Here is a 26,978-nt window from a genome sequence, read left to right as displayed (position 1 = left end):
GGCCGCTACAACGGGACGGGACGCTCCCGAAACCACTACAGCGAGGTGGCGCTCCCCGAACCGAGGCGCTTCCCGGAAGCGCTACAGCGGGGTGGCGTGCTTCAGGGGAGTGGCGAGTTCGCCGGCGAAGATGCGCAGCAGTTCGGGCATCCGGAACCGGTCGGCGCCGATCAGCTCCAGCAGGCGGGCCTTCATCAGCTCGTCGAGGGCGGCCTCCGCCTCCTCCGCGGCGACGCCGAGCAGCTCGGCGGCGTGCGCCAGGCCGATCTCCGGCAGGTCGGCCGCGCCGAACAGGCGGAAGGCGCGCATCGCGACGTCCTTGCCCGGGCACTCCTTCAGCGCGGCCAGGCTCGCCTCGAAGGAGGAGCGCACGCTCAGACCGGCCGTCTGCAGCTCGTCGAGCCTGCGCCCGCGGTCGCGCAGCCGCTCGGCGAAGCGGGCGAGCGACCAGTCGGGGCGGCCGGCCAGGCGGGCGGCGGCGATGCGCAGCGCCAGCGGCTGGTGACCGCACAGGAGCGCGATGTCGGCCGCGGCCGCAGGCTCGGCGGCCACCCGGGCCTCGCCCGCGAGCAGGGCCAGCATCCGTACGGACTCCGCCTGGCCGAGCAGGCCGACGGAGACGTGCACGGCGTCCAGGGTGCTCAGCATGGGACGGCTCGTGACCACCGCCGCGCACCCGTCGCCGGCCGGCAGCAGGGGCGCCACCTGCGCGGCGTCGGCGGCGTTGTCGAGGAACACCAGCACCCGCCGGTCGGCCAGCATCGACTGGTAGACCGCCGCCGCCTCGGCCTGCGTGGCCGGCACGTCGCCGTGCGGCACGCCCAGCGCCCGCAGGAACCGGCCGAGCACCTCGGTGGGCCGCAGCGGGGCCAGCTCGGGGGCGCAACCCTGCATGTCGGAGTAGAGGCGGCCGTCGGGGTAGTGCCCGGCGGCCAGGTGCGCGGCCCGCAACGCCAGCGCCGACTTCCCGGCCCCGGCGGGCCCGTGCAGCGCCAGCACCCGCGGCCCTCTCCCGGCATCCCAGGACGGCGGCGTGGCGGGGCCGGTCGCATGGGGCGGTGGTGCGGCTGGGGGGTCGTCGCGGCGGAGGGCCTGGGTGGCGAGGGAGAGTTCGGTGGAGCGGCCCGTGAACACCGCCGGTTCCCGGGGCAGCTGCCGTGGCCGTGGCCGGGGGCGGCGGTCGGGGATGTGGACGCCCGGCGGTTCCACGTCCGGTTCCCGGCGCAGGATCGCCTGGTGCAGGCGGCGCAGCTCCGGGCCGGGTTCCACGTGGAGCTCGTCGGCCAGGGCCTGGCGGGCCGTCCGGAAGGCATCGAGCGCCCCGGCCACGTCGCCGCACCGGTACAGCGCGACCATGAGCCGCCCGCGTAACCCCTCCCGCAGCGGGTGGCGCACCGTCAGCGCGCGCAGCCGCTCGGCCGCCGCCGCGTGCCTGCCGAGCGCGAACTGCACCTCCGTGAACTCCTCGACGGTGCTCAGGTACCGCTCGGTCAGGTGGGCGACGACCTCGCGCAGGGACGGCCCCAGCGGCACGTCCTCGACCGGCGTTCCCCGCCACAGCGCCAGGGCCGCGGCGTACTCGTCGTGCGCCGCCTCCAGCTCCCCCCGCTCACGGGACCGGCGGGCACGCACGGACGACGCCTCGAACTGGGCGAGGTCGAACTCGGCGGGCTCCACCCGCAGCAGGTAGCCGCCGTCGGAGGTGACCAGCCGCTCCCCGCCCGGGTGGCCGTCGGGGGAGAGCAGGTGACGCAGCCGCATGAGGTACGTCCGCAGGTTCGCCACCGCCGAGGACGGCGGCCGCTCGTCCCACACCTCGGCCACCAGCGAGGAGACCGGCACGGGCCGCCCCTCGTGCGCGAGCAGCATGGCGAGGAGCGTGCGCTGCTTGGGAGCCGCGATGCGCAGCGGCGTGCCGGCGGGCTGGATCCGCATCGGGCCGAGGAGTTGAAATCGCAATCGATCCCGCCTTTCACACCGGCCGGACACCCCGAGTCCAGCCCGAGCAAAGATCCAAGTTACCCTCACCGCGTCGCCCGGGAAATGGCTATCCCGGGTCTTTTCCGAGCCCCTGATCACGGCGTCGCCGCCGGGTGAATCTCCTGTCAGGTTGCCCTGTTGAGCAGCGGTTTCCCGGGCCCGCGACCTCCCCCGGAGGGGATCCGCGATGCGGCTGAGGTAATGAGGGCGGGGCGGCCGTCGCCGCGCAGGCGGGCTGCCATCTGGCGGGCGGCCACAGCATCACCGACCCCAATGCATTTCCCACGCGCAGGCGAAGTGCCTACCCACCGGAGTCCCACCATGGTCACGATTTGATGCCACTTACCAGACTTCCGACCTGCTGCGATCACCATAGGTGACCGATCCCGCATCGATGATCATTGGTAACTACTGATCGTCGATATTGACCCGAGATGTCCTCGTCTGGCTTGATCAGGGCGTTTCGTCTTCTTCACCTCTCATGAGCGGAGAACCACGTGCGCCTCTTACCCGCGATACGTCGCAGGTCCACCGCATCATGGCCGGCCGCGTTAGGCGGCGTCCTGGCCTTGACCGCCGGTCTCCTCGTCACCCTGGCCCCCACGGCCTCGGCCGAGGATTCCATGACCGACCTCGGGGCCTTCGCCTATGGCGGTGACCTGGTGGTCGGAGGCGACAAGGTCGTCGTGTCCATCGACGATCGCATCGTTGTCGCCGACAGGGCCGGCGAGGTCCAGGGGACCATCACCGGCGTGTCCGGCGCCTCCGGCCTGGCCATGACGGCCGACGGCACTCGTGTGTACGCGGCGCTGCAGGGCTCCAAGGAGGTGGCCGAGATCGACACCGCTACGCGGGAGATCACCCGGCGCATCGACCTCGCCGCCTACGGATGCCCCTTCAGCCTGGCACTCACCGGCGAACGGCTGTGGGTCGGCTACGGCTGCGACGCCACCGGCGTCCTCGGCTTCGATCTGTCCGCACCGACGTCCCAGCCGGCAGTGGCCGACACCTCCCTGCTCAAAGCGTCCCCGTACATCGCGGCGGCTGGAGACACGCTGGTGGTCGGCGAATTCTCAGGCAGCCCGGCCGACCTGTTCGTCTACGACGTGAGCGGCGCCGCTCCCGTCCTGCGCGGCGAGATCGACGGACACACCAACTACAACGCCGGGCTGGAAGACATCGCGGTCACCCCGGACGGCTCGCACATCATCTCGGCATTCAGGCTCCCGGACGCCTTCACCATGTGGGACGCCACCACCTTGGCCCAGGTGCGCGACTATGAGAAAGGGCCCGAGGCCGAGGGCTACCCGAGCTCCGTCGCCGTCAGTCTGGACGGCGCCTACATCGCGGGCGGACGCACGTCGGGCGTCGGGATGACGCTGTACGACAGTGCCTCGGGCACCGAGGTCTACGCCACGACCCCTCCACAAGGCGAAGTGGTGAGCGGAAGCACCGCGTACGTCGGCCGGGACGTCTACAGCCTGGTGAAGTCGGACACCGACCACCTCTACCTGTGGCGGATACACGACGCGACCCTGCCGGCGAGCACGCTGACGTTGACGGCGGAGCCCGGCGGGACGGCGCAGCGACCGTTCACCATGACCGGGCAACTGACGTTCGCCGACGAACCGGCCCCGGGCGCGCAGCCCCTCATCGTGACCCGCACACTTGCCGACGGCACCACCGCGACGCTGCCCAGCGCGACCACCGCTGCGGACGGAACCTTCTCCATCACCGACACGCCCCCGACCGGCGGGCAGACCACCTACACCGTGCTCTGGAACGGCGACGGTGAGCACCGCTGGAGCAAGGCCTCGGTCACCATGGAGGTCAGATACCAGGCCGTGATCACGCTGACGGGGCCGACGAGCGCGATCGCCGGCACGACGCTGGTCTTCAGCGGAACGTTGCAGGCCGATGGCACCACTCCGCCGAGAGGGGGCTCCATCACCGTCCGGCGCAGTCTCAACGTCGACGGTGGCGACACCGTCGAGTGGCGGGCGAGGGTCAGCGACTTCGGGTCGTACCGGTTCATCGACACGCCGGAGGCGGGCGAGTACACCTACACCGTACGGTGGGCCGGCGACGCCCGTACCGGACCAGCGGAGGCCAGCCAGGTCGTCACCGTCGAGAAGCCGAACGCCTGACCCGCGACGCTGCCCGGCGTAACTTCTGGGGCTGAAACATGCGGTCTGCGGTGCTCTCGAAGAGAAATGCGGCAATGGCCTTATCAGTGCCGGCGGCTCTCATGGGCACCGCGACCGTCGTCATGGCCCTTCCAGCGGCCGTGTACCCGCAGGAACCCCAGCATCGGGATCGCGACGGCGTGCTCGGGCTGGCCAGGGTCGGCGGCGTAGGCGGTTGCCGTGTGAAGGCTGGCCCGTTCGGCCTCCATCCAGGCCACCGGCCGCCGCCCTGGCGTCCAAATCCGGCAGCTCACGCGGCCGGGTCCCTCCGAGCAGGGCCGCCCGCATGTCAGACGTGACATTCCCGCCTCCCCTCCACAAGCTGTGATCAAGAACCAGTTTGCAGGGGGATGACATGCACGGGCCCGATCTCGACCTCCGTGGAGAGGTCGCTTCACGCGCTCACGAACTCGGAGGAGCGGGAGACGAACGCGGCTTCGAACGGCTGCTGGACGATATCCGCAGCAGTTACAGCGAAGACGTCACCAGAGAGGAGAACCAAGCACAAGACCCGACCGAACTACTAGCGGCAGTCGATGCATGGGCGTCTCTCATCTCAGACGCTTGCGTCCGTTTCTACGGTCCAGAAAGCCCACTACGTCAGAGCCTAGCGGGCTGGTCGATGAAGATCGCGCTAAAGCTACGCGAACTGACGAACCTCTTGGCGCACGTCCAAGCCAACGCGGCCAAACAGCTCGGAGCCAGCGAATACGGAATGGCCATCGGCTTCCCTTGGCCGAGCGTCTCCGTCTCCATCGTCTGGGACACCCAACCGCGCCCCTGACGCCGGATTCGCACCGGACTCCGGGCGGACGGTCCGACCGCACGCCGCCGCCCGCCCGGCTCCAGCCCCGCAGCAACGGAGACCCCTCGTGGGCACATGGCCAAGAGGGAGTGCTCCACCTGCCGGCGCCTGCATTCCGGGCCGGGGGCACGCTGCCCGGGGTGCATGGCCTACGGCAGCAGCAGCGTGACCACCTCGAACGCCATGAATCGACGGCTCGGGATCGTCACCACAGTGGACACTTGCGGTGGCTCGCACGGGGGACAAAGCCTCTCGTCGGGCTGATGGGTTCGGCGGTCGGCGGTTCGGTCTCCTGGTCGGGCAGGTTGTAGCGGGCGGCCAGTTCGACCTGCATGGCCCGGCGCAGCCGGACGCCGTCCGCGCTGTCCCACGGCTCTTCGGCGATGGTTACGGTCACGATGCGGTTCCTTCCGCGGCACGGGCCTTGGCCAACCTGCGCTCTCGCGCCGTGCACGCCAGGCGCAGGACCACCGAGCGAAGGGCTTCGGCGGGACGGCTCGACGGCACGAACATCTGCTGCTTCACCCGGGCGATCCGCTGATGCTTCCCGATGAACGGGCGCAGCCGCGACTCCCAGGCGGTCAGCGCGGCGTCGAGGTCGTCCGGGTTCTCCCGCAAGGCCCGGCCGAGCTCGGCGCCACCTCGCAGCCCGGAGGTGGCCCCCATTCCCGAGTAGAGATTCGGGCACCACGCCGCATCGGCCACGAGAACGACCTTTCCTCTGCTCCACCGGGGCATCTTCACCTGGTGCACCGAGTCGAACAGGAAATCCGGCGTCCGTTCCAAGGAGTCCAGGGTGTGCCGCACCACGGGGTCGTCCATCTCGGAGAAGACGGTGCACAGCCGCTCGACCCTGGATCCGGTGAACTGTTCTTCGATGTCCCCGGTCCGGTAGGTCAACAGGGCGGTCGGGGGCCGGTCGGCGAACCCGAACACCCACACCGCACGGCCCGCGCGGGCGCTGATGATGCTGTCCGCCCGTGCGAAGGACGGCACCTGTTCCTGGAGCTGGAACGCGCAGATCATCGCGTCCCACTTGGTCATGTAGTCCTCGTGCGGGCCGAAGACCATGCGGCGCACGTTCGATCGCAGTCCGTCGGCGCCGACGACCAGGTCGAAGGTCTCGCAGTGTCGCGCGCCGGTACCGGCGTCCTCGAGCAGCACTCGCACGTCGGTACCGGTGTCGTCGATCTCGACGGGTCTCGTCGCGAACCGCACGTCGATGGGCTCGCTCGTCCCGTCCCCGCGGGTGCCTTGCCAGAGCGCGGCTTCGATGTCCCCGCGGACCACTGCCGCGGGTTTGCCCGGCTGGTGCAGGTATCCCAGGCCCGGCTCACGGTTCCCGCGCCGGGTCAGCGACCACGTCTTCCCGCCGTCGGGCGGGTTGCGGGTGTGCAGGTGGCCGGCGATGCCGAGGTCGGTGGCGGCCTGCCTGCCCTCCGTCATGAGGCCGACGAAGTAGCCGCCCTTTCGACGTTCCGGGGCCCGTTCGACGACAACCGGCCGCCATCCGGCCTGCCGCAGCCCGATCGCCGCGGACATGCCGGCGATCCCGAGCCCGACGACCAATGCGCGTTTCCGCATGATGCCGTTTCCCTTTCTGCTTGAGTGGGGGGCTCGGTCAGTCCGGGACGACGACGGCGCGGGTGTGCCCTCGATGCGCCCAGGCCTCGCCGACGCGGCTGAGCGGGTAGTCGGTGTACGGCGCGTCGAAGGTGCCGTCGGCGAACCGGGCGATGATCTCGGGAATCTCGCTGATCATCTCGGCCTTGGAGACCGAGCCCGCGCCGCTGCCGCTGATCCGGATCCGCCGGCTGCGCAGCAGTGCCGCGGGCAGCGCCGCCTCGGTTCCGGCGAGCGAGCCGATCTGCACGTAGTCGATCGACGCGCTGCCGTCGTCCGTGCCGGCCTTCCCCAGCGCGGCGAAGGTGGCCTCGGCGACGGGGCCCCACACGAGGTCGAGCACGAGCGTGGGCTGTGCCTCGGCGACGGCGGCGGCGAGGGCGGTCGCCCTGGCGTCGGGCGCCGCGGCGGCGAGCGGGACGGTGACGGCGCCGAGGCCGCGCAGCCGCTCCAGCGCCTCGTGATCGCGTCCGGCGGCGATGACCTGCTTCGCGCCGAGGGACAGTGCCGCCCGCACGGCCAGGCTGCCCGACATGCCGGTCGCCCCGAGCACCAGCACGGTGCCGAGCTCGCCGGCCTCCTTGCGGTGGGTGGTCAGCGGCATCCAGCCCGCCATGGCGGGGTTCATGCCGGCGGCGACCGCGAGCGGATCGGCCCCGGCGGGCAGCTCCACCTCGAACGGGGTGACCATCCATTCGGCCATCGTTCCCCACGGTGACCGGGCGAGGCCCGTGTAGACCAGCCGCCCGTCGCCGGTCCGGGCCACGGCGTCGACGCCCGGCACGAGGGGGTAGGCGTGGTCGCTGCCGTAGTGGCGGCCGGAGGCCAGCCCGCGGACGACGTGGTGCAGACCCGCGCCCACGAGCCTCAGCGGTGAGCGGCCCGGCTGCTGTTCCGGGTCGGGGAAGTCCGCGCAGACGGGTGTCGATCCAGGGGTGTTGACGACTGCAGCACGCATGACACGCTCCTGAACTAAGTTCAATTCGGATGTCACCCACCGTGCCTGAACTTTGTTAAGCTGTCAACCGTGGCGAAGGGCATCACGCGAGAGCGGATCGTGGCGGTGGCGCTCGAACTGCTCAACGAGAAGGGCATGGACGCTCTCACCGTCCGCGCGCTCGCCTCCCGGCTCGGCGTGGGAGCCCCCGCGCTGTACTGGCACGTCCGCAACAAGCAGGAACTGCTCGACGAGATGAGCACGTTCGTCATGCGCCGCGTCATCCACGCCCTCGCGGAGATCGCTCCCGGCGCCGGCTGGCGGGACGACATGGCCGCCTACGCCCGCGTCCTGCGCTCGGAGTACCTGCTCCACCGGGACGGAGCGCGCATCTTCAGCGGCACTCGCTTCTCCGACCCCGAAGTGGTGAAGGCGAAGGACCCCTGGCTCGGGCGCTTGACCGCGGCCGGGTTCTCGCTGGCCGAGGCGGACGACGCCGTCGACCTGGTCACCGCGTTCGTGGTCGGCTTCGTGATCGAGGAGCAGGAGCGCAGCCAGTCTGCCGGCGCCGACCCGGACCGGTACTCGCTCGCCGAGCGCGATGCGTGGCTGGGTGAAGGTGCCGATCTGGTCAAGGCCGCCGGGCACCTCCGCGACGACGGGGACCGGAGGTTCGAACGGCAGCTCGGCGTCGTGCTCGACGGGCTGGCGGCTCGGTTGCGCTGACGGCTCCCGGTCGGCCAGCTCGCGGGTCCGGTCAGTTCGGCTGTCCGGCCTCGATGGTGACGGGCCGTTCGAAGACCGTGCGCAGGACGACCGTGGAGTTGGTGTGTGAGATCGCCGGGATCGCGCGGATACGGTCGAGCGCGTCGGCCAGGTCGACGGTGGTGCCCACCCTGACCTTGATCAGGTAGCAGTCCTCGCCTGCCACCTCGTGCACCTCCAGTACGCAAGGCTCTCGCTCCAGAGCCGCGTTGACCTCCGCCTTGGCCCCGGGCTCGGAGCTGAACCGCAGGGCGATGAACGCGGCCGTGCCCGCGCCGACCGCCGCCGGTTCGACAACCGCGCGGTAGCCGGTGATCACTCCATCCCGGGAGAGCTTGTCCAGCCGGTCGCGTACGGAGGGCTCGGACAACCCCACGAGCGGGGCGAGCGCGCGGACGGTCTTGCGTCCGTCGCGGGAGAGCTCCGCCAGCAGGATGCGGTTGATGGCGTCCAGGGGCTGCACAGCCACGGGAACCCTCCGATAGCCTCAGCATATAAAGGAAATGATCGATATTACCTTACTTACTAAGGAGCGATGCATGCGTCCGCCGTCGCTTGACCTTCCGTACCAGCCGCGCGTCGTGCGTTTCCTGCGCCGGGCCGAGCTGGGTGACTGGGTCGTCAAGCTGTACACGATCGCGCCGTACGGGCGGCCTGCCCGCGCGCAAGTCGCCGAGGCCGCCCTGCGTGCCGCACGGGAAGCGCTCCCCACGCCCGCCGTCGCCCCCGGCCGGTACGGTGTCGGGTTCGTCATCGCTCACGACGCGCCCCGACTCTGCTACGCGCTGGCTTGCTGGTGGGCCGAGAAGAACGAGGTCCACCAGCGGATCCTTTCCGCGCCGGCCGACCGGCCTGAGCAACTCGCGTCGCACCCGGGCGAGGCGGCCGGGTGCGTGTGGGAGCTGAGCGTCACCGACTTCGAGCGGCGTGCCTGGATCACGCACGTCCTGGCCAACCCCGATGGCCCGGATCTGGACGCCTACCTCGCACAGGAGTACAACGATCATGTCTGAGACGAGCCCGCGTGAGTGCCTGGAACGCTTCGCGGACGCCTGGGCCCGGCGTGACGTCGGCGGACTGCTGGAGCTGATGACCGAGGACGCTGTCTACGCCGCGTCCGTCGGTCCCGAGCCGGGCCGCACCTTCCGAGGGCATGCCGAGTTGGCCGATGGCTTCCGTGCCATGTTCGAGCACGATGCCGGTGCGGTCATCGAGCAGGGCGAGCCGCTCATGAACGGCGAGTGGGCCGTGTGCACCTGGACGTACCACCTCGTGGCCGATGACGGGTCGCCGTACCGCGAGTACGGCATCGACCTGTGGCGCTTCCGCGACGGGAAGATCTGTCTCAAGGACGCCTACAGGAAGACCCGCGGGTGATCGCCGGAAACGTCCTCGGCCTGCTCGGTGTCGGCCTTGCGGCCGGCGTGGTGAGCACGGTGGTGAGCCTCGCCTCGATCGTCTCCTATCCCGCCCTGCTCGCCTTCGGTCTGCCGCCGCTCACCGCGAACGTCACCAACACCGTCGCCCTCGCCTTCACCGGCGTCGGCGCCGCCGCCGGGTCCCGCCCCGAGCTGGCCGGGGAGGGCCGGCGGATGCTCCGGCTCGGCCCGATCGCCGCACTGGGCGGCGCGGCCGGCGCGCTCCTGCTGCTGGTGACGCCGGCCAGGACGTTCGAGCTCATCGCGCCCTGGCTGATCGCGATGGCCTCGCTCCTGCTGGTCCGCCCGCCCTCCGGCGGCGGGCGGGGTGAGCACGGGACGCTGGGGCGGATCGCGCTGTTCGCCGTCACCTGCTACACCGGCTACTTCGGCGCGGCCGGCGGCATCCTGCTGTTCGCCCTCCTGACCGCCATGTTCGACCATCCGGCCGCCAAGCTGAACGCGATGAAGAACGTGCTGTCCGGCCTGGCCAACGCGGTGGCCGCGGTCGGCTTCGCGCTCTTCGGGCCGGTGGACTGGAGCGCGGCGCTCCCGCTGGCGGCCGGCTTCCTGCTCGGTGGCTGGGTCGGGCCCAAGATCGCGCGCCGCCTGCCCGGTCACAGCCTGCGCTACCTCGCCGCCGCCTGCGGGCTTGCGGTCGCGCTCAAGCTGGGCTGGGACTCGTACGCCGGTTGACCTCGGTGCGGGAAGCGACGTGATCGGTCACTCGGCCTGCACGATGACGCGCCCTCGACGCCGCTCACAAGCCGCGCGTGGCGAATGACTACGTGGAAGGAGGATCGATCACGCCGGGAACGTGGTTCAGCTGTCCGCGCGATCTGGATGAGCGGCAGCGGCCGGCGGTTGCCGACGGGCGCCGAAGCCCGCGCCGCGCGCGTGGGACGTCAGGCTGCCGGTGGTGGCCTGCGCGGGCGTGGCGGTCAGCGCCGCGGCGACCGCCAGCGTGGTGTACGTCATCGTGAACCTGCCCCCGATCTCGTCGATGGCAGTCCCGACGCCTGCCAGCACCTCGGCCAGCTTGTCCGCCGGGAGCCGGGTGAGGCCGCCGGTCGTGGGCAGCAGATCCAGCCATTCATCGCGGGTGTAGGACTGCTCCCAATCGAATCGCCACTGCTCCGGGTCGCTGAACCCGCTGCCGGCCTCCCGGATCCCGTCGGAGAACTTGGCGAACATCGTCTGGTAGATGTCCAGGGCCTGCCTCGGCGCCTGGCCCTGGAACGGCGAGTCTGGCACCACCCGCCGGTAGACCGTGGCGAAGGCCTCCGCGACGGCGGGGGGAGGGGCGAAGGCGTGCGCGAACACCGCCAGCAGGCCACCGGGCCGCAGCACCTGCGCCGCCTTGACCACGCCCGCTACCGGGTCCACCCAGTGCCAGGCCTGGCCCGCGACGACCGCGTCGAACGACCGTCCGGCCGGATCCCAGGCCTCGAACGTCGCCACCTCGACCTCGACCCCGCTGCGCCGCGCGAACTCGGCCATCCGCGCGTCCGGATCGACGCCCAGCACCGTGCAGCCGGCCGCCTGGAACTGCCTGGCCTCGATGCCGGTGCCGCAGCCGACGTCGAGGACGTCGGGACCGGGGCTGGCGGCGACGATCCGCTCCACCAGGGCGTCGGGATAGCGGGGCCGGGCCCGGTCGTAGCGTTCGACGTCCGCCCCGAACGACTCCGCCATCTGCCGGGCCTTGTGAGGCTCGTTCTCGGAAGGGTGTGATTGCTCTTGCGTCGTAATGGGCATGCGCCCACCATAGTGGGCGCATGCCCATACAGCAATGTGCGGACGTGCGCCCGGTGGCGCTCGGCGGTGCGGCCCTGCCACTCGAACCAGCTCAGCTCGGCGGCGGGGGCCTTCACCTGGGCGGCGACGAACGCGACTGCGTCGTCCAGCACCTCGGAGCGCCCCTCGGGGAAACGGCCGTGCTGAGCGAAGAACTCTCTTCTGCGGCACCCACGAAGTCCCGATACCGATGGGCAAGTCGGCACTTCGGTTCCGGCGGGCGGGTCGCCCCCTTCCGGCATCAACCGATCGGTTGATGCCGGAATCCACCATCCCGCTCTCCGGCCGGACGATCCGCCACCCCCCGCCCCGCGCGATTCTCAAGGCATGCCAACACACCGGGAACCCGCCCTCCGCACCACCGGACTCCGCAAAGCCTTCGGCGGCCACCTGGCCGCCGACGACATCCACCTCACCGTCCCCGCCGGATCCTTCTACGGCCTGGTCGGACCCAACGGAGCAGGCAAGACCACCACCCTGGCCATGGCCGTCGGCCTGCTCCGCCCCGACGCCGGCAGCGCCGAGATCTTCGGCGTCGACGTCTGGCGTGACACCGTTCAGGCCAAGGCGCTGATCGGCGTGCTGCCCGATGGCAACGCCATGCCGGAACGGCTCACCGGCCGCGAGGTCCTCACCTACCTCGGCCTGCTGCGTGGCCTGCCTCCCGCCGTCGTCGCCGAGCGCACCGACGAACTCCTCCAGATCCTCGAACTCGACTCCGCCGAGCGGACCCTGGTCATCGAATACTCCACCGGCATGCGCAAGAAGATCGGCCTGGCCGTCGCGCTCCTGCACGCGCCCCGCCTGCTCGTCCTGGACGAGCCCTTCGAGGCCGTCGATCCTGTCTCCGCGGCCACGATCAGGACCATCCTGCGCAGGTTCGCCGCCAACGGCGGTTCGGTGATCATCTCCAGCCACGTTATGGCCCTCGTCGAGCAGCTCTGTGACCACGTGGGCGTCATCTCCGACGGCCGCGTCGTGGCCGCCGGGCCGCTGGCCGATGTACGCGGCGCCGGAAACCTGGAGGACGCCTTCGTCGACCTCGTCGGCGCCCGTACCGGTGGAACGGAGGGGCTGGCATGGCTCACCTCCTGACCTCCGGCCCGGTCGCCGCCCAGCCCATGATCCGCATGCGGCTGGCGATCATGCGCAACTCCCTGCGCGGCGATGATGCCGCCAACCTCTACGCCGGCGTCTCGGGCGGGCTGCTCCTGGCCTTCGGAACGATCGCCGTCGCCGTCCTGTGGCCCGCCTATCTGCCTCTCACGCTGGCCGTGTGGCTCGCCGGCTGGATCTTCGGCCCCATCTTCATCGGAGGCGGCAGCGAGGCTCTGCGCCCCGAATACTTCTCCATGCTCCCGGCTACGCCAGGCCGGATCGCGACGGCCCTGCTCGCCGGAGCTTTCGCGGGCCCCGCACCCGCGGTCAATCTCATCGCCCTGCTGTCCCTGCCCGTGTACGGCTGGCGCTTCGGCCCAGCCGGAGTGCTCATCGGCCTGGCAGCAGCCCTCGCCACGCTCATCACCATGGTGATGATCTCCCGCGTCATCGTGGCGCTCATCGGGCTGTTCGTCAGATCGCGTGCCACCGCGGCCGCCGTCGGCATCGTGACCGGCACCGCCATCGCCCTGTGCAGCAACGGCTGGGCACCCGTCGTGGCTCTGGGCGGCACCGACGCCGCCGCCTGGTCCCAGATCCTCGTCCGCGTCCTGCCCTCCGGATGGGGCGTGGCCGCCATCGAAGCCCCCTGGCCTCTCGCCCTCGCCATCCTCGCCGCCAACGCCGGCGTGATCGCCCTCCTCCTGGCCGCCTGGGCCGGCCTGCTGGCGCGGCGCGTCGTCTCGGCCGCACGCGGGGGTGTGCCGCCCCGCCGGGGCACGCCCCGGCCCTTCCCCGCCACCGGCGGCGCCCGCATCGCCGCCGCCAAGGAACTGCGCGCCTGGTGGCGTGACCTCGTCCGCATCCAGCTCCTCGCCACCGCCTTCTCCTACGCCATCGTCACCCCCCTCCTGCTCCTCGCCCTCGACGCCTGGATCATGGTCCCCTTCACGGGACTCATCGCGATCGTGATGGCCGCCGCGTCCTCGGCCAACCTCTACGGCGCCGACGGGACCGCCCTCTGGCTCACCCTCATGATCCCCGGCGCGGAGCGCGCCGACGTACGTGGCCGCCAGCGGGCCTGGCTCCTCGTCGTCGGCCCGGCCGCCGTCATCCTCTCCCTGGCCGGTACCCTCGTCAGCGGCCAGACCTGGGCCTGGCCGTGGGTACTCGGCCTGCTCCCCGCCCTCCTCGGCGGCGGTGCCGGGATCATCGTCCTGCTCGCCGTCACCTCGCTCGTCCCCGGGACCGACCCCCACAAGCGCGGCGGCAACCCGCTCAGCACCGGCGCCGACGAAACCGCCGAAACCAGCCTCGCCTGGCTCGTGCTCCTCGCGGTCCCCGCCACCGCCCTGCCCGCGGCCGGCGCCATCCTCCTCCACCCTTGGGCCGGCACCGCCACAGGTGTGCTGACCGGCGCCCTCAGCGCCTGGGGACTCGGCAGGATCGCCTACCGCAGACTCGAGAACCACGGGATCGATCTGCTCAACCTCATGAAGCACGGCCCGGCGCCCCAGGCTGACAAGCCCACCACCGCGGACCTGCCCATCCAGCACCGCATCGGCGTCACGATCAGCTACACCATTGCCTGGCTTCCGCTGTTCCCCCAAGGAGTCGTGCCCATGGTCATGAAGATCGTCGGCATCGAGGACCGCGGATGGTTCCTCGCCCTTCATCTCCCGCCGGTCTGGCAATGGCCCACCATCATCTTCATGATCGCCCTGGGGCTGCTCATGTACGGCTACGCCATCCTGATCCCCATGCGCCTAAGCTCGTCCTCGTCGGTCACCACCAGCTGAAACCCATCCGCACCCGAGAGGAGGGCGCCCCCGGATGAACGACCCCTTCCCGCCTTCCCCCTGGGAGCGACGCTTCCAGCGCGTCGTCGAGATCGTCCCCTACGTCACCCTCGCCGCTTCCCTGGTCATCAGCCTGGCCTCACCCGTCCAGCCCGAAGGCGGGATCCCCCGTACTCTCGCGCTCACCGCCCTGGCCCTCGCCTGGTGTCTCGGCGCCCACACCCTCCTCCCCGCCGCCGTGCGCGGACGCCGGGTCGCCGTCACCGTTCACTTCGTCGGCGTCCTGGCCACGGCCGCGCTGCTGACCCTTCACCACCCAAGCTTCCTCATCTACTGCATCACCGGACTATTCCTCGCCGCCGACTTCGCTCCTTCCAGGTGGACCTTCGCCGCCGTCGCCGCCACCTCCTTCGTCCTGTACGGCTCGACGCTCGACTGGGCCCAGGCCACCGTCCAGCTCATCGTCTTCTATCTGGCGATCATCGTCGTGCAGACCGTCGCCATCGGCGGCGGCCACATCGCGGGCATCAAGATCGAGGATCGGCAGCGCAAATACCGCAAGGCAGCCAGCGACCTCCAGGCCGCCATGGAGGAGAACGCCGGCCTCCACGCCCAGCTCCTTACTCAGGCCCACCAGGCCGGCATCCTCGACGAACGCCAGCGCATGGCCCGCGAGATCCACGACACCCTCGCCCAGGGCCTCGCCGGCATCATCACCCAGCTACGGGCCGCCCAGCGCCTCGAGGACTCCGCCACCCACGTCGAACTCGCGCTCAACCTCGCCCAGGACAGCCTTACCGAAGCTCGCCGCTCCGTCGCCGCCCTCCAGCCCCACCAGCTCGAGGACGCCCACCTCCCCGAAGCCATGACCACCCTGGCCCGCGACTGGAGCCAGAGCACCGGCGTCGACCTCCACGTCGAAGTGACCGGCGACCGCGTTCCTCTCAGCCCGGCCATCGAGGTCACCCTCTTCCGCGTCGCGCAGGAAGCCCTCGCCAACGTCGCCAAACACGCGGGCGCCACTCGCGCCGGCCTCACCCTCTCCTACACCGGCGCCGTGGTCCTGCTCGACATCCGCGACGACGGCACCGGCATCCACAACCCCAGCGGCGAAGGATTCGGGCTCAGCAGCATGAGACAACGCCTACGCGGCATCGGCGGCTCCCTCGAAATCGAGAGCACGCCCGGCGAGGGCACCGCCGTCAGCGCCACCATCCCCGCACTCCAAGGAAACCCCCGGTGATCCGCCTCCTCATCGTCGACGATCACCCCATCGTCCGCCACGGCCTGCGCGCCGCCTTCGAAGCCGAACCCGACATCCACGTCGCCGGCGAAGCCGCCAACGGCCGCGAAGGCATCGACCGCGCCACCGCCCTCAAGGTCGACATCGTCCTCATGGACCTGCGCATGCCCGAAACGGACGGCGTCAGCGCCATCACCGCCCTGCGCCACTCCCACCCCCACATCAAGACCCTCGTCCTGACCACCTTCGACGGCGACTGCGACGTCCTGCCCGCCATCGAAGCCGGCGCCACCGGCTACCTCCTCAAAGACGCCCCCACCGACGAACTCCTGCGCGCAGTCCGCGCCGCAGCCGCCGGCGAGCCGGTCCTGTCACCCTCCGTCGCCGGCCGCCTGATGGGCCAGGTGCGCCGACCGGTCAAGGCCGCCCTCACCGACCGCGAGCTGCAGGTTCTCGCCCTTGTTGCCGACGGCGCCTCCAATCGCCAGGCGGCCGCCAAACTCTTCATCAGCGAGGCCAGCATCAAGACCCACCTGCTGCACATCTACGACAAACTCGGCGTCCGCGACCGCGCCGCCGCCGTCGGCGAGGGGTATCGACGCGGTTTGCTCAGTTAGTCGGCCAACCACCCGCCGTACCGGAGCCCACCCTCGCCCACCTGCAGGAACGGCGCAGATGGCGGCTGGTGGGTACACCAGCGACGACGACGGATCACGCAACGCCCTGGCCGGCGGCCCGCGCAGGTCCACGGGCTCCGCCCGCAGCTCCACCACGAGATCGCCCACGGACACCCGCGCCAGCCGCGCCTGGAGCAGCCCGGCCAGGAAGGCGACCGGGGCCAGGCCGAGCACCGCCAGGCGGATCTGCTGGATCCTCGGGAAGAAGAGTTCGGCGAACACCCCGGCCAGGAGCAGGAGCGCGATCATCACCAGCGCCGGCGCGAAGACACCGATCATCAGCGCGAGCGGGCGTCGCGACCGCCGCTCGCCCCCGCGCCGCCGTCCGGCCAGCGCCGTGCCGGCCGACAACGGGCTCGCCGCCCTGTTCGCCGTCGTCTGCGGCGACGTCGCCTGGCCCGTCGACCTGAGGGCCTACCAGCGAGAAGTCGCCTCCGACCGCCGCGCCTATCCCCTCACCAACGGCATGCCGGCCAAGGTGTGGCCCTGCGCCCGCTGGCGCTTCCGCCCGATCGAGCCGCCCGTCACCGTGACGGGTCACGGCCCCCGCAACGTGCTGATCCTGCAGAACCTGCGCGACCCCGGCGTGCCCTGGACCAGCGGCTACGGACTGCGCATGGAGTGGCTGGGCCTGACCGCCTGGGCCCTCGTGGCCGCCGCCGTCGTCATCCTCGATCGCAAGGCCTGGCGGACGGCGGCGGACCCGGCGTGACCGACGTCGGCGCCGGAGGCGAAGCAGCGTAGCAACTGCCATGGGACGGGTTTCGGCGCCGCACATGCTGCCGACAAAGGTGCGGCGCCGGCGAGAACGCTTGATCGGACAGCGCTGCGACGAAATCTCGGATTTTCACATTCTCCCGACTGTCGTGGCGGCTGTCTCATTGAAGAGGCCGATCGGATATAGATTTTCGGAGATATGGTCACGTCGGAATGACGCCCCGGAAATAGTCGTGCGGTATGGCTCTGACCTGCGATGATCTCATGGTTTTCAAGAAGTTGGTTGTGCCGGGTCATGAACGCGTGTTGGCGTATTCGGAGGAAGGGTGTATGCATGGGGTGTCTTACAAATTTCGGGCGGTAAGGCACGCGTCTGGACTCTGTGACGGGAACCCATCGGCCTTGCGAGGCGCAGGTTTCCAGAGTCGGGCAGATCCCGATGATCTGCCGATTTCATTTCACTGGCTCGGCTCTCGACGGATTCGCCATGCCTTCCTTCAGTGGGGAAGGCCGCCTCGACCCAGAACGGTCGGGGAGTGGATGGCATCCCGGGCGTCCTGCCGGCGACTGGGACACGAGCTCGGACGCTCCAGCCCGAAGGAGGCCTGATATGGCCACAGATGTGAAGATCGTACGACTCTATGTCTCCAGCGTCGCCAACGGCACGATGGACGACACCCCCAACGAGGTCGGTGGAAATCCGCGTTCGCCGTTCCACCTGATGATGCAGGCCGACGCGAGCGATTCGGCGGGTGACCACAAGGTCAACTACCAGCTCATCCTGAGCGCGCGTTCGACCTCGGGCAACACCACCACCTTCGCTCCCAGGGTCCTCAACGAACAGGCCGGCGTCCCCGGCGATGGCTGGGCCTCGGTGGGTCCGCAGGCGAACAACAACGGCTACGTCAAGCAGTCGACCTTCTCGATCAACGCGGCCGACTTCCAGCCCAACGGCCTGTACGAGTTCGTCGCCGTACTACGTCTCGGCGACGGCAGCGTATCCACCGCACGCAGCAACGAATTCTTCATCAGCTGACCTCCCCGAGCGGCGGGCCTTCGGGCTCGCCGCTCGCCGCGGTCGTCAGCCCGGTAACCTGGCGTGGCTTCGCCACGCGGCCAATGTGGGAGGTCGCGGACGCTCTGGCGACCGCGGTGGAGGTCGGCGCGAAGTACCTGAAGGCGCGGTCAGCCGGCGGGGAGTACCGCGGCGCGGCATCGGTCCACGAGGCGCGCAAGCGGCTCGACCCCTGCCCGTTCCGCTGCCGGCCTTCACATCGTTCCCTTGAGCATTCACCGGTTTCAGTGGTTTGCAAGCGGCACAATGCATACTTTCCTCACCAACCGCGCTTGCCGTCCGCTTGGACGGCGTGAAAGGGAAGACATCGTGCAGCTAGGCAAGAAGCTCACCGCCGTGGCCGCTTGCGTCTTTATGGCGAGCGGAGTGCTGGCTACGGCGTTCCCCGCAGCAGCTACTGCGGCCACGTCGGCCACAACGGCCACTGCGGGGGAAAGCCAAGCACGCTACTACTACGGCGCCATTGCTGTGGCGCGGGACGGCCGTACCGGCAGGTCCTGGGACTACGGAACAGTGGGTGCCGCCAAGCGGCGGGCACTGAAGGAATGCGGCCGCTCCAGCTGCAAGGTCCTCGTCACCTTCGCCAACGGGTGTGGCGCCGTCGCCTACAACGCCAGGAGAAACGTCTACTGGGGCGGTAGGGGGAGCACGCCCGCCAGGGCGAAGAGGAACGCCGTCGCCAACGCGGGCGGCGGCCGCTGGATCGTCTACCAGTGCACCAGGCGATAACGCTGGTACGGTAGCCATTTTTGCTTCGTTGAGCTGGATGGATGCGGTGGCCGGGCGAGCCCGGTGACGGAACCGGCGGGCGCGTGAAGTCACAGCCGCTCGGCGTGATCCCCGCCGGGGCCGGTCACCGAGTCGACGGCGGAGCGCCCGGTTCCCACGGCGGAGCGGCGATGTGCTCGGCTGCGGTGGGCAGGTTGCCGCCGCCGTCGTCGTCGAGCGCGCCGTCGTCGGCGGCGGCGCGCTCCGGACGGGCCGGCACCTCCGTTCGAGGAGATCGGGCCCATGTGACCAGCGGCGCCGGCCTGGCCGGCAACGACTCGGCCCTGATGCTCGCGGAGCTGCGGCGGCGCCGACGTGCCTGCGCGGGAGATGATCCGCGCGAAGAACCGGTGCGGTGCGGCGGCCGGCTCGGGAAGGTTCTGCCGTTCAGCCCGCTTCGCGTTCTGCCGCCTGGAGCTGCGACCACTTCGCCATCGACTGCTTGATCTCCTCGCGCATGAACGCGAAGAACCGACGGGTCTCCTCCAGCCGTTGCCCGGCGGGGGAGTCGAGGCCCAGGAGCGCGGTGCCCTCGTCGGCGCCGGCCTGCACCCGGACCAGCATCGGGTCGGACTGGCTGATGAAGTGGCTCCAGGTGTGCTCGTGGATCCGGCAGAAGTCGTGCCGCGTACCGGGTTCGCGGCCACGTTCGACCAGCCGCACCCGCATCAGGTACTTGACCGCCCCCGAGATCGCCGGCGCGCCGACGCCCAGTTGCTCGGCGAGCTCCGCGGCCGACAGCTTGCCGGAGTCGGTGACCAGCAGGGCGGCGTACACGCGCGCGGCCATCCGGGGCATGCCGGATTCGACCATGATCTGCGCGAACCGTTCCCGGAAACCGGCGATGGCGCCCTCGTCCGCTCGCGTCACCGCGGCTCCCTCCCTCGTCGTGAGCCTCACAGTTTAGATCATTCAGATACTTCACGAATTTCGTGAAACAAGAGTAGCGTCGCTGGTGTGAAGGAGACCGAACTCGTCGGAGTGCAGAAGACCCTCAGCCCCGTCCTCAAGGCCAAGGCCCTGGACAACCGGCTGCCGGACCCGATCCTCGGCGACGAGTACGCCGAGCAGGTGATGCGCCGCCTTGACCCCGGCTACGACCAGCGCAGATTCGGCACCAGCCAGCTGGGCCTCGTGGCCGTGGTCCGCGCCAAGGCCCACGACGACTGGGCCCGGAGCTTCCTGGCCGATCACCTTGACGCGGTGGTCCTGCACCTGGGGTGCGGCCTCGACGCCCGGGCGTACCGGATCGACCCGCCCGCCACCGTCGACTGGTACGACCTGGACTATCCCGCCGTCATCGAGCTGCGGCGACGATTCCTGCCGCCGCGCGAGCACTACACCGTGATCGGCTCCAGCGTCACCGACCTGGCCTGGCTGGAACGCGTCCCCCACGACCGGCCGGTGCTGGTGATCGCCGAGGGGCTGGTGCCGTACCTGACCGAGCCGGACGTCCGGCGGCTGCTGACCAGCGTCGCCGACGCCTTCCCCACCGGCCAGATCCAGCTCGACACGGTGTCGGTCTGGGCGTGGCGCACCTCGAGATGGGATCCCACGCTGCGCAGATACGACGCCCGGTTCCACTGCGGCTTCGACACCCCGGCCGCGCTGGCCGACTGGCACCCGAGGCTCGAGTACGTCGACGAGGCGCCGATGAACGACTCCCCGATCCTGATGGCCAAGGCCCCCGCGAACATCCGCCGCATGTACCGCCTCATGAACCTGCTGCCGGGCATGAAACGATCCACCCGCATCGTGCGCCTCCGGTTCTGAGCGCGAGCGGGGCTGCGCGGTCGCGTTCCGGAGGTCGGGACGGGCGACGGGGTGAATCTCCGGATTTCCCGGTGCGGGGCTTGACCTTGCCCCTGGGGCAAGGTTCGACGATCGTCCACATGAACGACAACGCACTGCACACCGTCGAAGCCCGGATCCGCGAGCAGGTTGCCGCCTTCTGCGCCTCCGACCAGGTCCCCGGATTCGTCGCCGGAGTCCACCACGGCGGCGAGCAGATCATCGTCGCCCACGGCACGGCGAACGTGGCCACCGGCGCGCCGATGCGCGAGGACACCGGGTTCCTGTTCGGCTCCGTCACCAAGGTCCTGACCACCACGCTGGTCCTGCAGCAGGTGGACCAGGGCGTGCTGGACCTCGACACGCCGGTCGTGGCGTACCTGCCGGAATTCGCGCTGAACGTGCCGGGAGCGGCGGACAAGATCCTCGTCCGGCACCTGATCTCCCACACCAACGGCATCGACGCGGACCTGTTCTTCCCCGACGCCAAGGGCCGCGACGCCCTCAAGACGTACGTCGCCGGCCTGGCGGGCGGCTGCGGCACCCTGTTCGAGCCGGGCGAGCAGCTCAGCTACTCCAACGGCGGCATGATCGTCGCCGGCCGCCTGCTGGAGGTGGTGACCGGCCTGCCCTTCCCCGACCTGCTGCGGCGCGACATCTACGGGCCCGTCGGCATGCGCGACTCCAGCACCTCGGCCGAGCAGGCCATCCTGCGCAGCACGGCGATCGGCCACTTCCCCGACCCCGAGACCATGGCGGCCAGGCCCACCGGCATGTTCACGCTGCCCGACACCTGGGGGCCGGCCGGCGGCACCCCGATCGGCACCGTCGCCGACCTGCTCGCGTTCGGACGCACCCACCTCGCGGGCGGGATCTCCCCGTCCGGCACGCGCGTCCTGTCGGCGGCGTCCACGGCGCTGATGCAGCAGGTCTCCTTCGACATGCGCACCCCGAACGTGCCGCCGATGGGCATGGGCTGGGTGTGCTACCCGTTCGGCGACACGACCGTCCTGGCCATGTCGGGTGCGTCGCCCGGCGGGGTGTCCCTGCTGTGTGTCGTCCCCGAGCACGACCTGGTGTTCACCGCCTTCGGCAACACCCCCGGGGCGATCATGCTGCAGGATCAGCTCCTGCAGTGGCTGCTCGGCGAGCACCTCGGCGTCGCCATCCCCGCCCTGGTCACCGACGTGCAGCCGGACGCCGACCTGACCCCCTACGTGGGCACCTACCGCTCCGACCAGCTCCGCATCGACGTCAGCATCGTGGACGGCCAGCTGGAGGAGCGGACCACCTACGAGCCGGCGGACGCCGCCCAGGAGCGGATCTTCACCGCGTTCGCAGGCGGCAGCACCGCCGCCCCGCCGCAGCGCTACGTGCAGATCCGGCCCGGCCTGTTCGCGCCCGCCGGCTACCCGCCGCAGGCGTTCGACGGATACCTGCGCCTGCTGCTCGTCTCCTACCACGACGTCCGCGACGGCCAGGCGCGCTTTCGCAACGGCGGCGGCCGCCTGGCCCGCCGGGCCTGACCGCCGGGGGCGGGGCGAGGTCCGGCAGGCTCGCGCACCGCGCGGACGCCGTGTCCATCGCTCACCGCAGCGGCCGGTACCTCGGGTATCCATGCCTGAGGTCCGGCTCCAGCAGCTCCGCCCGGCGGGCCGCGTCCAGGCCGCCGCGCAGCCGCCCGAGCAGGTCGATCACCTCGCCGCCGGTCAGGCCCGGCCACAGGCTCACGTCGCCCGGCACGTACGCCGGCCGCCGGCCGCCGGTGCGGCTCGGCCGCGTCGCGCCACGGGTCGCCGCCCAGCAGCACGGCCCGGCCGGGGTCGGCGCGCAGCAGCCCCAGCAGGGTCCTGATGGTGGTCGACTTGCCGGCTCCGTTCGGGCCGAGGAAGCCGTGCACCTCCCCGGTCCGCACGCGCAGGTCCAGCCCGTCCAGTGCCCGGGCCCGGCCGAATCAGCCGGCGGCGGGCGCCGGGGCGGAGGCGGGTGCCGGGGCGGCGGCGGGTGCGCGCCGGGCGGCGCAGGCGAGGACGGCCGCCGCGGCGAGGACGACGAGCGCGGCGAGCGATGCGGCCGCCGCGATGGTCCGGGCGTCCGGGTGGATGAGGGCCTGGCCGCGCTGGGCCTGCCAGAGCAGCAGGCCGGTGAGGCCCGCGTAGCCTGCGGCGGCGACGACCACGAGGCCGGTCCTGGCGCCGTCCAGGATGCGCCACGACAGGCGGCTGAGCACGACGGCGAGCAGCGGGAGCACCTGGAGGGCATGGATGCCGACGAAGTGCGCGACGCGCAGGTCACCGGCGCCGGTCTCCCAGCCGGTGAGCGGCATGCCGGAGCCGGCACCGGTCACGCCGACGCCGTGCGCGCCGATGGTGGTCAGGTCGAGCCCGGCGGCCAGGCTCAGCGCCTGGTCAGGGGTCGGGGCGGTCATCAGGTAGCCGACGGACATGCCTGCCAGGGAGATGACGAAGCCCAGCGGGATCGCCCAGGCCATGGCCCGGTCCACGCGGCGCTGGAGCACCAGGAAGACGCCCAGGGCGAAGGTTGACAGCCAGCCGAGGTAGGCGGCGCCGCCCATGACCATGAACACGGTCTCGTCCAGCCCGGGAGTGAGGTTGAAGTGGCTGCTCACCCCACGGACGGCCTGGAAGGTGATGGCGGAGACCTCCGGGACGACGAAGCCCGCGACGATCACGGTGCCCAGCCACCACATCGTCCGCCGCCAGCGGTCCATCTGGCCGATCAGCCAGGCCAGCGTGATCGCGTACAGCGCGAAGGACACGGAGAACTTCAACGGCTTGAGCCAGACAGCCTCGCCCAGCACGGTCCGCTCGTCCACGATGAGCCCGATGCCGCTCACGACCGCCAGGAGCGCCATCGCGGCCGTGCAGTAGGCCAGCGGCCGATGCGCCGGCTTCAGTGTGTTCGTCATGCAACAAAGCCTGCTGACGTGCGGGTTCACGAACCAGAGACGGGATCACCGATCGGGGGTGACCAGCTCACTAATGGGACAAAAAGGCGCTGAGGCGGGCAAATTTCCTCGTCGCCCGGGAGGCGTCGCTACACTCTGGCTCGATCATGTGGGAGGAAGGGCGGTCATGACCGGAACCTGTACGTTCTGCGGCATCGTTGCCGGAGAGATCCCCTCGGAGATCATTTATTCGGACCAGCACGCGGTCGCCTTCCTCGACATCTCGCAGGCGACGCGCGGCCACACCCTGGTCGTCCCCCGCGAGCACTGCCGGGACCTGACCGACATCGGCCCGGACCGGGCGGGCCTGCTGATGGGGGCCGCCGTGCACAGCGCCGCCCTGCTGCGGCGCGCGCTGGAACCGGGCGGGATGAACATCTGGCACGCCACCGGCCCCACGGCCTGGCAGACCGTCTTCCACTTCCACCTTCACCTGCTGCCCCGCTACACCCCCGAGGATCTCAGGCAGGCATGGACGCATCGCGAACTGCCGCTGTCGTCGCTGGCGCCACTGGCCGATCACATCAGGACCGCCGCGGCCTCCTGAAAGCGGCCCGCCGGCTTCGCGCGGTTTCGATCAAGGGCCCGTCGGGACGCTCGACCGGATAAAGATGATCTTTCGGGAGATTTCACCGGGGGTCGGCTTGGCTGGTCGCGTTCTTGATCGTCTGCGTGAGGAGAGACGTGGAAGTCGAGCGACAAGGCATCGGGGTGTCCCGGCGGCAGGCGTTGCGTACCTCGCTGACGGCGGCCTCCGCCCTGGCGGCCACCCAGGCGGTCCCCGCACCGGCGCAGGCCGACGCGGTGACCGCGGGTCCGAGGGGGCAGTTCGCCCGCAACGTGGAGGTCGTCGGCTACACCGACATGGATCACCGGCCGGCCTTCAAGATGGCGATTCGCCAGGCGAAGGGGAGGTGGTATCTCTACACCGGCCACTTCTGGCACTCCGGCTGGAGCGTCGTGGACGTCACCGATCCGCGGCGGCCGGAGGTGGTGGCGTTCGTGCCGGGGCCCGAGGACACCTGGACGCTGCAGGTCGATCTGCACGGCGACCTCATGGTGACCGCGCTGGAGCAGATCTTCCCGAACTTCGGCGGCGACCCCGCCGCCGCCTTCGAGGAGGGCCTGTACGTCTGGGACATCAAGGACCCGGTACGCCCCCGCAGGCTCGGCCACTACACGACCGGCGGGACCGGCACGCACCGCAACCTCTATCCGGGCGGCCGCCACGTGCACGTGGCGGCCGGGGCGAAGGGGTTTCGCGGCAACATCTACACCATCGTCGACATCGGCGACCCGGCCCGGCCCCGGGAGGTGGGACGCTGGTGGGTGCCCGGGCAGCGCGACGGCGAGGGGAGCTCGCCCTCGCCGCGGCGCCCGCACACGCACGGCTTCTGCTGCGCCAACGGCGCCGACGTGTCCTTGCACGGCCCCCCGTACGTGGCCGGCGACCTCGCCTACCTGCCCTACGGCGCCGCCGGACTGATCGTGCTGGACATCTCCGACGTGACCGCGCCCAAGCCGGTCGGCGGGCTGAACTTCAGCCCGCCCTTCCACTCCCGCTTCGGGGTGCACGGCGTGCTGCCCATCCCGGACAGGAAGATCGCCTTCGCCAACTCCGAGGACGTCTCCTACGGCAAGGGCGCCGCGCCGCACGCCTCGATCGTCGACATCTCCGACCCGGCCGACCCGTGGCTGCTGTCGCTGCTGCCGACGCCGGAGCCACCGCCCGGAGCCCCGTACCCGGACTTCTCCGGCAGGGGCGGCTGGAGCGGGCCGCACAACATCAACCACCACCAGCACCACCCCGACGTGCAGCGGCAGGGCGACCTGTTCTACGTCGCGCACTTCAACGCCGGCCTACGGGTCTACGACGTCTCGAACACCCGGCTGCCGCGCGAGGTCGGCTATTTCGTCCCGCCCGACCCCACCCGCAGGTACGGCCCGATGCCCGAAGACAGGCTCGTGGCCCAGACGGAGGACGTGGTCGTGGACCGGCGTGGCTACATCTACATCTCCGACAAGAACCAGGGCGTCCACATCCTGCGCTACACCGGCTGACCGGCTCGGGCCGGCTGTACGTCGGCCGGTGTCCTCGGACGGGTTCCCCGGCACGGCTCGTACCGGCACAAGGCCCTCTACCGGGCTCGCCTCGTCCTCCTGCCGGGAGCCCCGCAATCGCCGTAGCTGATGAGACGAGCTGGGATTGCGTGTTTCCCTCGGCCCGCTGGTCCCCTTGACTGTTGGTGACCAGACGGCGCAACCTGCGTCGCTGTCACCGTGAGGGCGTCGTGATGACCCTGGACGCACAAGGAACGAAGGCGACCGACCGCGCGGGCCTGAACGGTCAGGCTCCGCGCTGTGATCACGCCGACCAGCCCTCGACCGTGGCGTACGGACCGCCCGAGTGCACGGCGTGCCTGGCACTCGGCCGGGTCTGGACGCGGTTGCTGGTGTGCCTGAGCTGCGGGTGGGTGGCCTGTTCCGACGATGCGCGAGGTGGCCACGCCCGCGCCCACTACGAGGAGACCGACCACCCGGTCGTGGCCACCCTGGAACCCGGATCCACCTGGCGCTGGTGCTACGTGCACCGCCGCACCGTATAGACGCATGAACGAGACGAAAGAGAACCTATGACCACCATTTCCGAGCAGGCGGCGGAACGCCGTCAGGACTACGACGGCACCTCGCCCTTCCCCGGGGCGGAAGAGCACGTTCCCGCCGGTCGGCTCCAGGTGGGACTGACGGCGGGGATCGTGGTCGTGCCGTTCGTCGCGCTCGCGGTCGCGGTCTTCCTGGCGTGGGGGCAGGGAGTCATGCTCACCGATCTGCTGCTGGCCGCCGTCCTGTACGTGGTGACCGGCCTGGGGGTGACGGTCGGCTTCCACCGGCAGCTCACCCATGCCTCCTTCACCGCCCGGCCCTGGTTGCGGGTGGTGCTGGCGGTTGCCGGGTCCATGGGCTTCCAGGGCAACGTGATCGACTGGGTGGCGGTGCATCGCCGCCATCACGCCTTCACCGACCGGCCGGGCGATCCGCACTCTCCCTACCGGTACGGCACCGGCCTGCGCGGGCAGCTTCGGGGGCTTGCCCACGCCCATCTGGGCTGGCTGTTCGACGGCGATCCGACCCCGGCCGAGCGCTACGCCCCGGACCTGCTGGCCGACCCGGCCATGCGCCGCGTCGCCCGCGCCTTTCCCGCGCTGTGCGCGCTGTCGCTGGCGCTGCCGTTCGCGGCGGGCTGGGCGATCACCGGCACCCTGTACGGCGGGCTGACCGCCTTCCTGTGGGCCGGGCTGATCCGCGTCGCGCTGCTGCAGCACGTCACCTG

At 70.7% G+C, this 26,978-nt stretch carries 28 protein-coding genes and 1 pseudogene; 19 read left to right on the top strand and 10 right to left on the bottom strand.

Translation table 11 applies throughout. The features are described 5' to 3' along the window. Positions 1-81: 81 nt before the first annotated feature. Positions 82-1,959: an AfsR/SARP family transcriptional regulator gene (locus tag AB0I79_RS55065; protein WP_357892620.1), complete on the bottom strand. Its 1,878-nt coding sequence runs from the start codon at positions 1,957-1,959 to the stop codon at positions 82-84. 644 nt (positions 1,960-2,603) lie between these two features. Between AB0I79_RS55065 and AB0I79_RS55060 the strand changes: the two genes are divergently transcribed. Together AB0I79_RS55060 and AB0I79_RS55055 are read left to right on the top strand one after the other, a co-directional pair. Then, positions 2,604-4,127, top strand: a complete 1,524-nt coding sequence (locus AB0I79_RS55060; protein WP_357892618.1) for a hypothetical protein — start codon at positions 2,604-2,606, stop codon at positions 4,125-4,127. A 394-nt stretch (positions 4,128-4,521) separates the two neighbouring features. Then, a complete protein-coding gene (locus AB0I79_RS55055; RefSeq protein WP_357892616.1) occupies positions 4,522-4,950 on the top strand; it encodes a hypothetical protein in 429 nt (142 codons plus the stop codon). Positions 4,951-5,176: 226 nt separating this feature from the next. On the opposite strand, the gene AB0I79_RS55050 is transcribed toward AB0I79_RS55055, so the two are convergent. Genes AB0I79_RS55050 through AB0I79_RS55040 form a run of 3 tightly spaced genes read right to left on the bottom strand, consistent with a single transcriptional unit; the run spans position 5,177 to position 7,552 of the window. Beyond that, positions 5,177-5,368, bottom strand: coding sequence for a hypothetical protein (locus AB0I79_RS55050; protein ID WP_357892614.1), 192 nt, complete (start codon positions 5,366-5,368; stop codon positions 5,177-5,179). After that, complete coding sequence (locus AB0I79_RS55045) at positions 5,365-6,555, bottom strand: FAD-dependent monooxygenase (RefSeq protein WP_357892612.1); 1,191 nt, start codon at positions 6,553-6,555, stop codon at positions 5,365-5,367. Before AB0I79_RS55045 ends, AB0I79_RS55050 begins: the two co-directional genes overlap by 4 nt. Before the next feature lie 37 nt (positions 6,556-6,592). Further along, the gene (locus tag AB0I79_RS55040; RefSeq protein WP_357892611.1) at positions 6,593-7,552 is read right to left on the bottom strand and encodes a zinc-binding alcohol dehydrogenase family protein; all 960 of its coding nucleotides are present in this window, start codon (positions 7,550-7,552) and stop codon (positions 6,593-6,595) included. A 69-nt stretch (positions 7,553-7,621) separates the two neighbouring features. Here AB0I79_RS55040 and AB0I79_RS55035 point away from each other — a divergent pair, with 69 nt between their 5' ends. Continuing rightward, positions 7,622-8,257, top strand: coding sequence for a TetR/AcrR family transcriptional regulator C-terminal domain-containing protein (locus AB0I79_RS55035; RefSeq protein WP_357892609.1), 636 nt, complete (start codon positions 7,622-7,624; stop codon positions 8,255-8,257). Between the two features lie 31 nt (positions 8,258-8,288). Here AB0I79_RS55035 and AB0I79_RS55030 read toward each other — a convergent pair whose 3' ends face one another. Then, positions 8,289-8,765 (bottom strand): Lrp/AsnC family transcriptional regulator, encoded by a 477-nt coding sequence (locus AB0I79_RS55030; RefSeq protein WP_357892607.1) that lies wholly within the window; start codon positions 8,763-8,765, stop codon positions 8,289-8,291. 70 nt (positions 8,766-8,835) lie between these two features. Between AB0I79_RS55030 and AB0I79_RS55025 the strand changes: the two genes are divergently transcribed. The 3 genes from AB0I79_RS55025 to AB0I79_RS55015 are packed head-to-tail and all read left to right on the top strand — an operon-like array spanning position 8,836 to position 10,410. Beyond that, a complete protein-coding gene (locus AB0I79_RS55025) occupies positions 8,836-9,309 on the top strand; it encodes a hypothetical protein (protein WP_357892605.1) in 474 nt (157 codons plus the stop codon). Next, positions 9,302-9,673, top strand: a complete 372-nt coding sequence (locus AB0I79_RS55020) for a nuclear transport factor 2 family protein (protein ID WP_357892603.1) — start codon at positions 9,302-9,304, stop codon at positions 9,671-9,673. The genes AB0I79_RS55025 and AB0I79_RS55020 overlap by 8 nt, the downstream gene beginning before the upstream one ends. Further along, a complete protein-coding gene (locus AB0I79_RS55015) occupies positions 9,670-10,410 on the top strand; it encodes a sulfite exporter TauE/SafE family protein (protein ID WP_357892601.1) in 741 nt (246 codons plus the stop codon). Before AB0I79_RS55020 ends, AB0I79_RS55015 begins: the two co-directional genes overlap by 4 nt. Positions 10,411-10,536: 126 nt before the next feature. Here AB0I79_RS55015 and AB0I79_RS55010 read toward each other — a convergent pair whose 3' ends face one another. Beyond that, entirely contained in the window at positions 10,537-11,409 is an 873-nt protein-coding gene (locus tag AB0I79_RS55010) for a class I SAM-dependent methyltransferase (RefSeq protein ID WP_357892599.1), read from the bottom strand. Positions 11,410-11,838: 429 nt separating this feature from the next. On the opposite strand from AB0I79_RS55010, the gene AB0I79_RS55005 reads away from it, so the two are divergent. From AB0I79_RS55005 to AB0I79_RS54975, 7 genes are all read left to right on the top strand, one after another. Further along, positions 11,839-12,606 (top strand): ABC transporter ATP-binding protein, encoded by a 768-nt coding sequence (locus AB0I79_RS55005; RefSeq protein WP_357892597.1) that lies wholly within the window; start codon positions 11,839-11,841, stop codon positions 12,604-12,606. After that, a complete protein-coding gene (locus AB0I79_RS55000; protein WP_357892595.1) occupies positions 12,591-14,408 on the top strand; it encodes a hypothetical protein in 1,818 nt (605 codons plus the stop codon). The genes AB0I79_RS55005 and AB0I79_RS55000 overlap by 16 nt, the downstream gene beginning before the upstream one ends. A gap of 34 nt (positions 14,409-14,442) precedes the next feature. Next, complete coding sequence (locus tag AB0I79_RS54995; RefSeq protein WP_357892592.1) at positions 14,443-15,651, top strand: sensor histidine kinase; 1,209 nt, start codon at positions 14,443-14,445, stop codon at positions 15,649-15,651. After that, positions 15,648-16,268, top strand: a complete 621-nt coding sequence (locus AB0I79_RS54990; RefSeq protein ID WP_357892589.1) for a response regulator transcription factor — start codon at positions 15,648-15,650, stop codon at positions 16,266-16,268. Before AB0I79_RS54995 ends, AB0I79_RS54990 begins: the two co-directional genes overlap by 4 nt. Positions 16,269-16,326: 58 nt before the next feature. Then, positions 16,327-17,040, top strand: coding sequence for an alpha/beta hydrolase (locus AB0I79_RS54985; RefSeq protein ID WP_357892586.1), 714 nt, complete (start codon positions 16,327-16,329; stop codon positions 17,038-17,040). A gap of 615 nt (positions 17,041-17,655) precedes the next feature. Further along, complete coding sequence (locus tag AB0I79_RS54980; protein ID WP_357892583.1) at positions 17,656-18,081, top strand: hypothetical protein; 426 nt, start codon at positions 17,656-17,658, stop codon at positions 18,079-18,081. A 285-nt stretch (positions 18,082-18,366) separates the two neighbouring features. Then, positions 18,367-18,849: a DUF4189 domain-containing protein gene (locus AB0I79_RS54975; RefSeq protein WP_357892722.1), complete on the top strand. Its 483-nt coding sequence runs from the start codon at positions 18,367-18,369 to the stop codon at positions 18,847-18,849. Between the two features lie 124 nt (positions 18,850-18,973). Here the strand turns inward: AB0I79_RS54975 and AB0I79_RS54970 are convergent, their stop codons facing one another. Next, the gene (locus AB0I79_RS54970; RefSeq protein ID WP_357892580.1) at positions 18,974-19,108 is read right to left on the bottom strand and encodes a hypothetical protein; all 135 of its coding nucleotides are present in this window, start codon (positions 19,106-19,108) and stop codon (positions 18,974-18,976) included. A 167-nt stretch (positions 19,109-19,275) separates the two neighbouring features. Next, on the bottom strand, positions 19,276-19,758 hold the full coding sequence (locus tag AB0I79_RS54965; protein WP_357892577.1) for a MarR family transcriptional regulator: 483 nt from the start codon (positions 19,756-19,758) through the stop codon (positions 19,276-19,278). An 87-nt stretch (positions 19,759-19,845) separates the two neighbouring features. Here AB0I79_RS54965 and AB0I79_RS54960 point away from each other — a divergent pair, with 87 nt between their 5' ends. Together AB0I79_RS54960 and AB0I79_RS54955 are read left to right on the top strand one after the other, a co-directional pair. Further along, positions 19,846-20,661, top strand: coding sequence for a class I SAM-dependent methyltransferase (locus AB0I79_RS54960; RefSeq protein ID WP_357892574.1), 816 nt, complete (start codon positions 19,846-19,848; stop codon positions 20,659-20,661). A 119-nt stretch (positions 20,662-20,780) separates the two neighbouring features. Then, positions 20,781-22,205: a serine hydrolase domain-containing protein gene (locus tag AB0I79_RS54955; RefSeq protein WP_357892571.1), complete on the top strand. Its 1,425-nt coding sequence runs from the start codon at positions 20,781-20,783 to the stop codon at positions 22,203-22,205. Positions 22,206-22,317: 112 nt separating this feature from the next. Here AB0I79_RS54955 and AB0I79_RS54950 read toward each other — a convergent pair. Both AB0I79_RS54950 and AB0I79_RS54945 read right to left on the bottom strand, forming a co-directional pair. Then, positions 22,318-22,594, bottom strand: a pseudogene (locus AB0I79_RS54950) (ATP-binding cassette domain-containing protein); the annotation flags it as partial. A 39-nt stretch (positions 22,595-22,633) separates the two neighbouring features. Further along, a complete protein-coding gene (locus tag AB0I79_RS54945) occupies positions 22,634-23,608 on the bottom strand; it encodes a hypothetical protein (RefSeq protein WP_357892568.1) in 975 nt (324 codons plus the stop codon). A gap of 166 nt (positions 23,609-23,774) precedes the next feature. On the opposite strand from AB0I79_RS54945, the gene AB0I79_RS54940 reads away from it, so the two are divergent. The 4 genes from AB0I79_RS54940 to AB0I79_RS54925 form a co-directional block, all read left to right on the top strand. Next, the gene (locus AB0I79_RS54940) at positions 23,775-24,194 is read left to right on the top strand and encodes an HIT domain-containing protein (protein ID WP_357892565.1); all 420 of its coding nucleotides are present in this window, start codon (positions 23,775-23,777) and stop codon (positions 24,192-24,194) included. 137 nt (positions 24,195-24,331) lie between these two features. After that, positions 24,332-25,708 carry a hypothetical protein gene (locus AB0I79_RS54935; protein WP_357892562.1) on the top strand — a complete coding sequence of 459 codons (1,377 nt, stop codon included), beginning with the start codon at positions 24,332-24,334 and terminating at the stop codon, positions 25,706-25,708. Positions 25,709-25,941: 233 nt separating this feature from the next. Beyond that, positions 25,942-26,253: a UBP-type zinc finger domain-containing protein gene (locus tag AB0I79_RS54930; RefSeq protein ID WP_357892559.1), complete on the top strand. Its 312-nt coding sequence runs from the start codon at positions 25,942-25,944 to the stop codon at positions 26,251-26,253. A gap of 27 nt (positions 26,254-26,280) precedes the next feature. Further along, positions 26,281-26,978, top strand: a 698-nt coding sequence (locus AB0I79_RS54925) for a fatty acid desaturase (protein ID WP_357892556.1), incomplete at its 3' end; no start/stop codon positions are given.

It is taken from the genome of Nonomuraea sp. NPDC050202 (assembly GCF_040656115.1).
In the GTDB taxonomy this organism is placed as follows: Bacteria; Actinomycetota; Actinomycetes; order Streptosporangiales; family Streptosporangiaceae; genus Nonomuraea.
This window is presented reverse-complemented; position numbering and strand designations above follow the sequence as displayed.

Bases quoted from the DNA above. Each gene is read 5' to 3' on its own strand.
- AB0I79_RS55060 (WP_357892618.1), top strand. From the start codon at position 2,604: ATGACCGACCTCGGGGCCTTCGCCTATGGCGGTGACCTGGTGGTCGGA.
- AB0I79_RS55055 (WP_357892616.1), top strand. From the start codon at position 4,522: ATGCACGGGCCCGATCTCGACCTCCGTGGAGAGGTCGCTTCACGCGCT.
- AB0I79_RS55045 (WP_357892612.1), bottom strand. From the start codon at position 6,555: ATGCGGAAACGCGCATTGGTCGTCGGGCTCGGGATCGCCGGCATGTCC.
- AB0I79_RS55040 (WP_357892611.1), bottom strand. From the start codon at position 7,552: ATGCGTGCTGCAGTCGTCAACACCCCTGGATCGACACCCGTCTGCGCG.
- AB0I79_RS55025 (WP_357892605.1), top strand. From the start codon at position 8,836: ATGCGTCCGCCGTCGCTTGACCTTCCGTACCAGCCGCGCGTCGTGCGT.
- AB0I79_RS55020 (WP_357892603.1), top strand. From the start codon at position 9,302: ATGTCTGAGACGAGCCCGCGTGAGTGCCTGGAACGCTTCGCGGACGCC.
- AB0I79_RS55010 (WP_357892599.1), bottom strand. From the start codon at position 11,409: ATGGCGGAGTCGTTCGGGGCGGACGTCGAACGCTACGACCGGGCCCGG.
- AB0I79_RS55005 (WP_357892597.1), top strand. From the start codon at position 11,839: ATGCCAACACACCGGGAACCCGCCCTCCGCACCACCGGACTCCGCAAA.
- AB0I79_RS55000 (WP_357892595.1), top strand. From the start codon at position 12,591: ATGGCTCACCTCCTGACCTCCGGCCCGGTCGCCGCCCAGCCCATGATC.
- AB0I79_RS54995 (WP_357892592.1), top strand. From the start codon at position 14,443: ATGAACGACCCCTTCCCGCCTTCCCCCTGGGAGCGACGCTTCCAGCGC.
- AB0I79_RS54985 (WP_357892586.1), top strand. From the start codon at position 16,327: ATGGCGGCTGGTGGGTACACCAGCGACGACGACGGATCACGCAACGCC.
- AB0I79_RS54980 (WP_357892583.1), top strand. From the start codon at position 17,656: ATGGCCACAGATGTGAAGATCGTACGACTCTATGTCTCCAGCGTCGCC.
- AB0I79_RS54975 (WP_357892722.1), top strand. From the start codon at position 18,367: ATGCATACTTTCCTCACCAACCGCGCTTGCCGTCCGCTTGGACGGCGT.
- AB0I79_RS54955 (WP_357892571.1), top strand. From the start codon at position 20,781: ATGAACGACAACGCACTGCACACCGTCGAAGCCCGGATCCGCGAGCAG.
- AB0I79_RS54945 (WP_357892568.1), bottom strand. From the start codon at position 23,608: ATGACGAACACACTGAAGCCGGCGCATCGGCCGCTGGCCTACTGCACG.
- AB0I79_RS54940 (WP_357892565.1), top strand. From the start codon at position 23,775: ATGACCGGAACCTGTACGTTCTGCGGCATCGTTGCCGGAGAGATCCCC.
- AB0I79_RS54930 (WP_357892559.1), top strand. From the start codon at position 25,942: ATGACCCTGGACGCACAAGGAACGAAGGCGACCGACCGCGCGGGCCTG.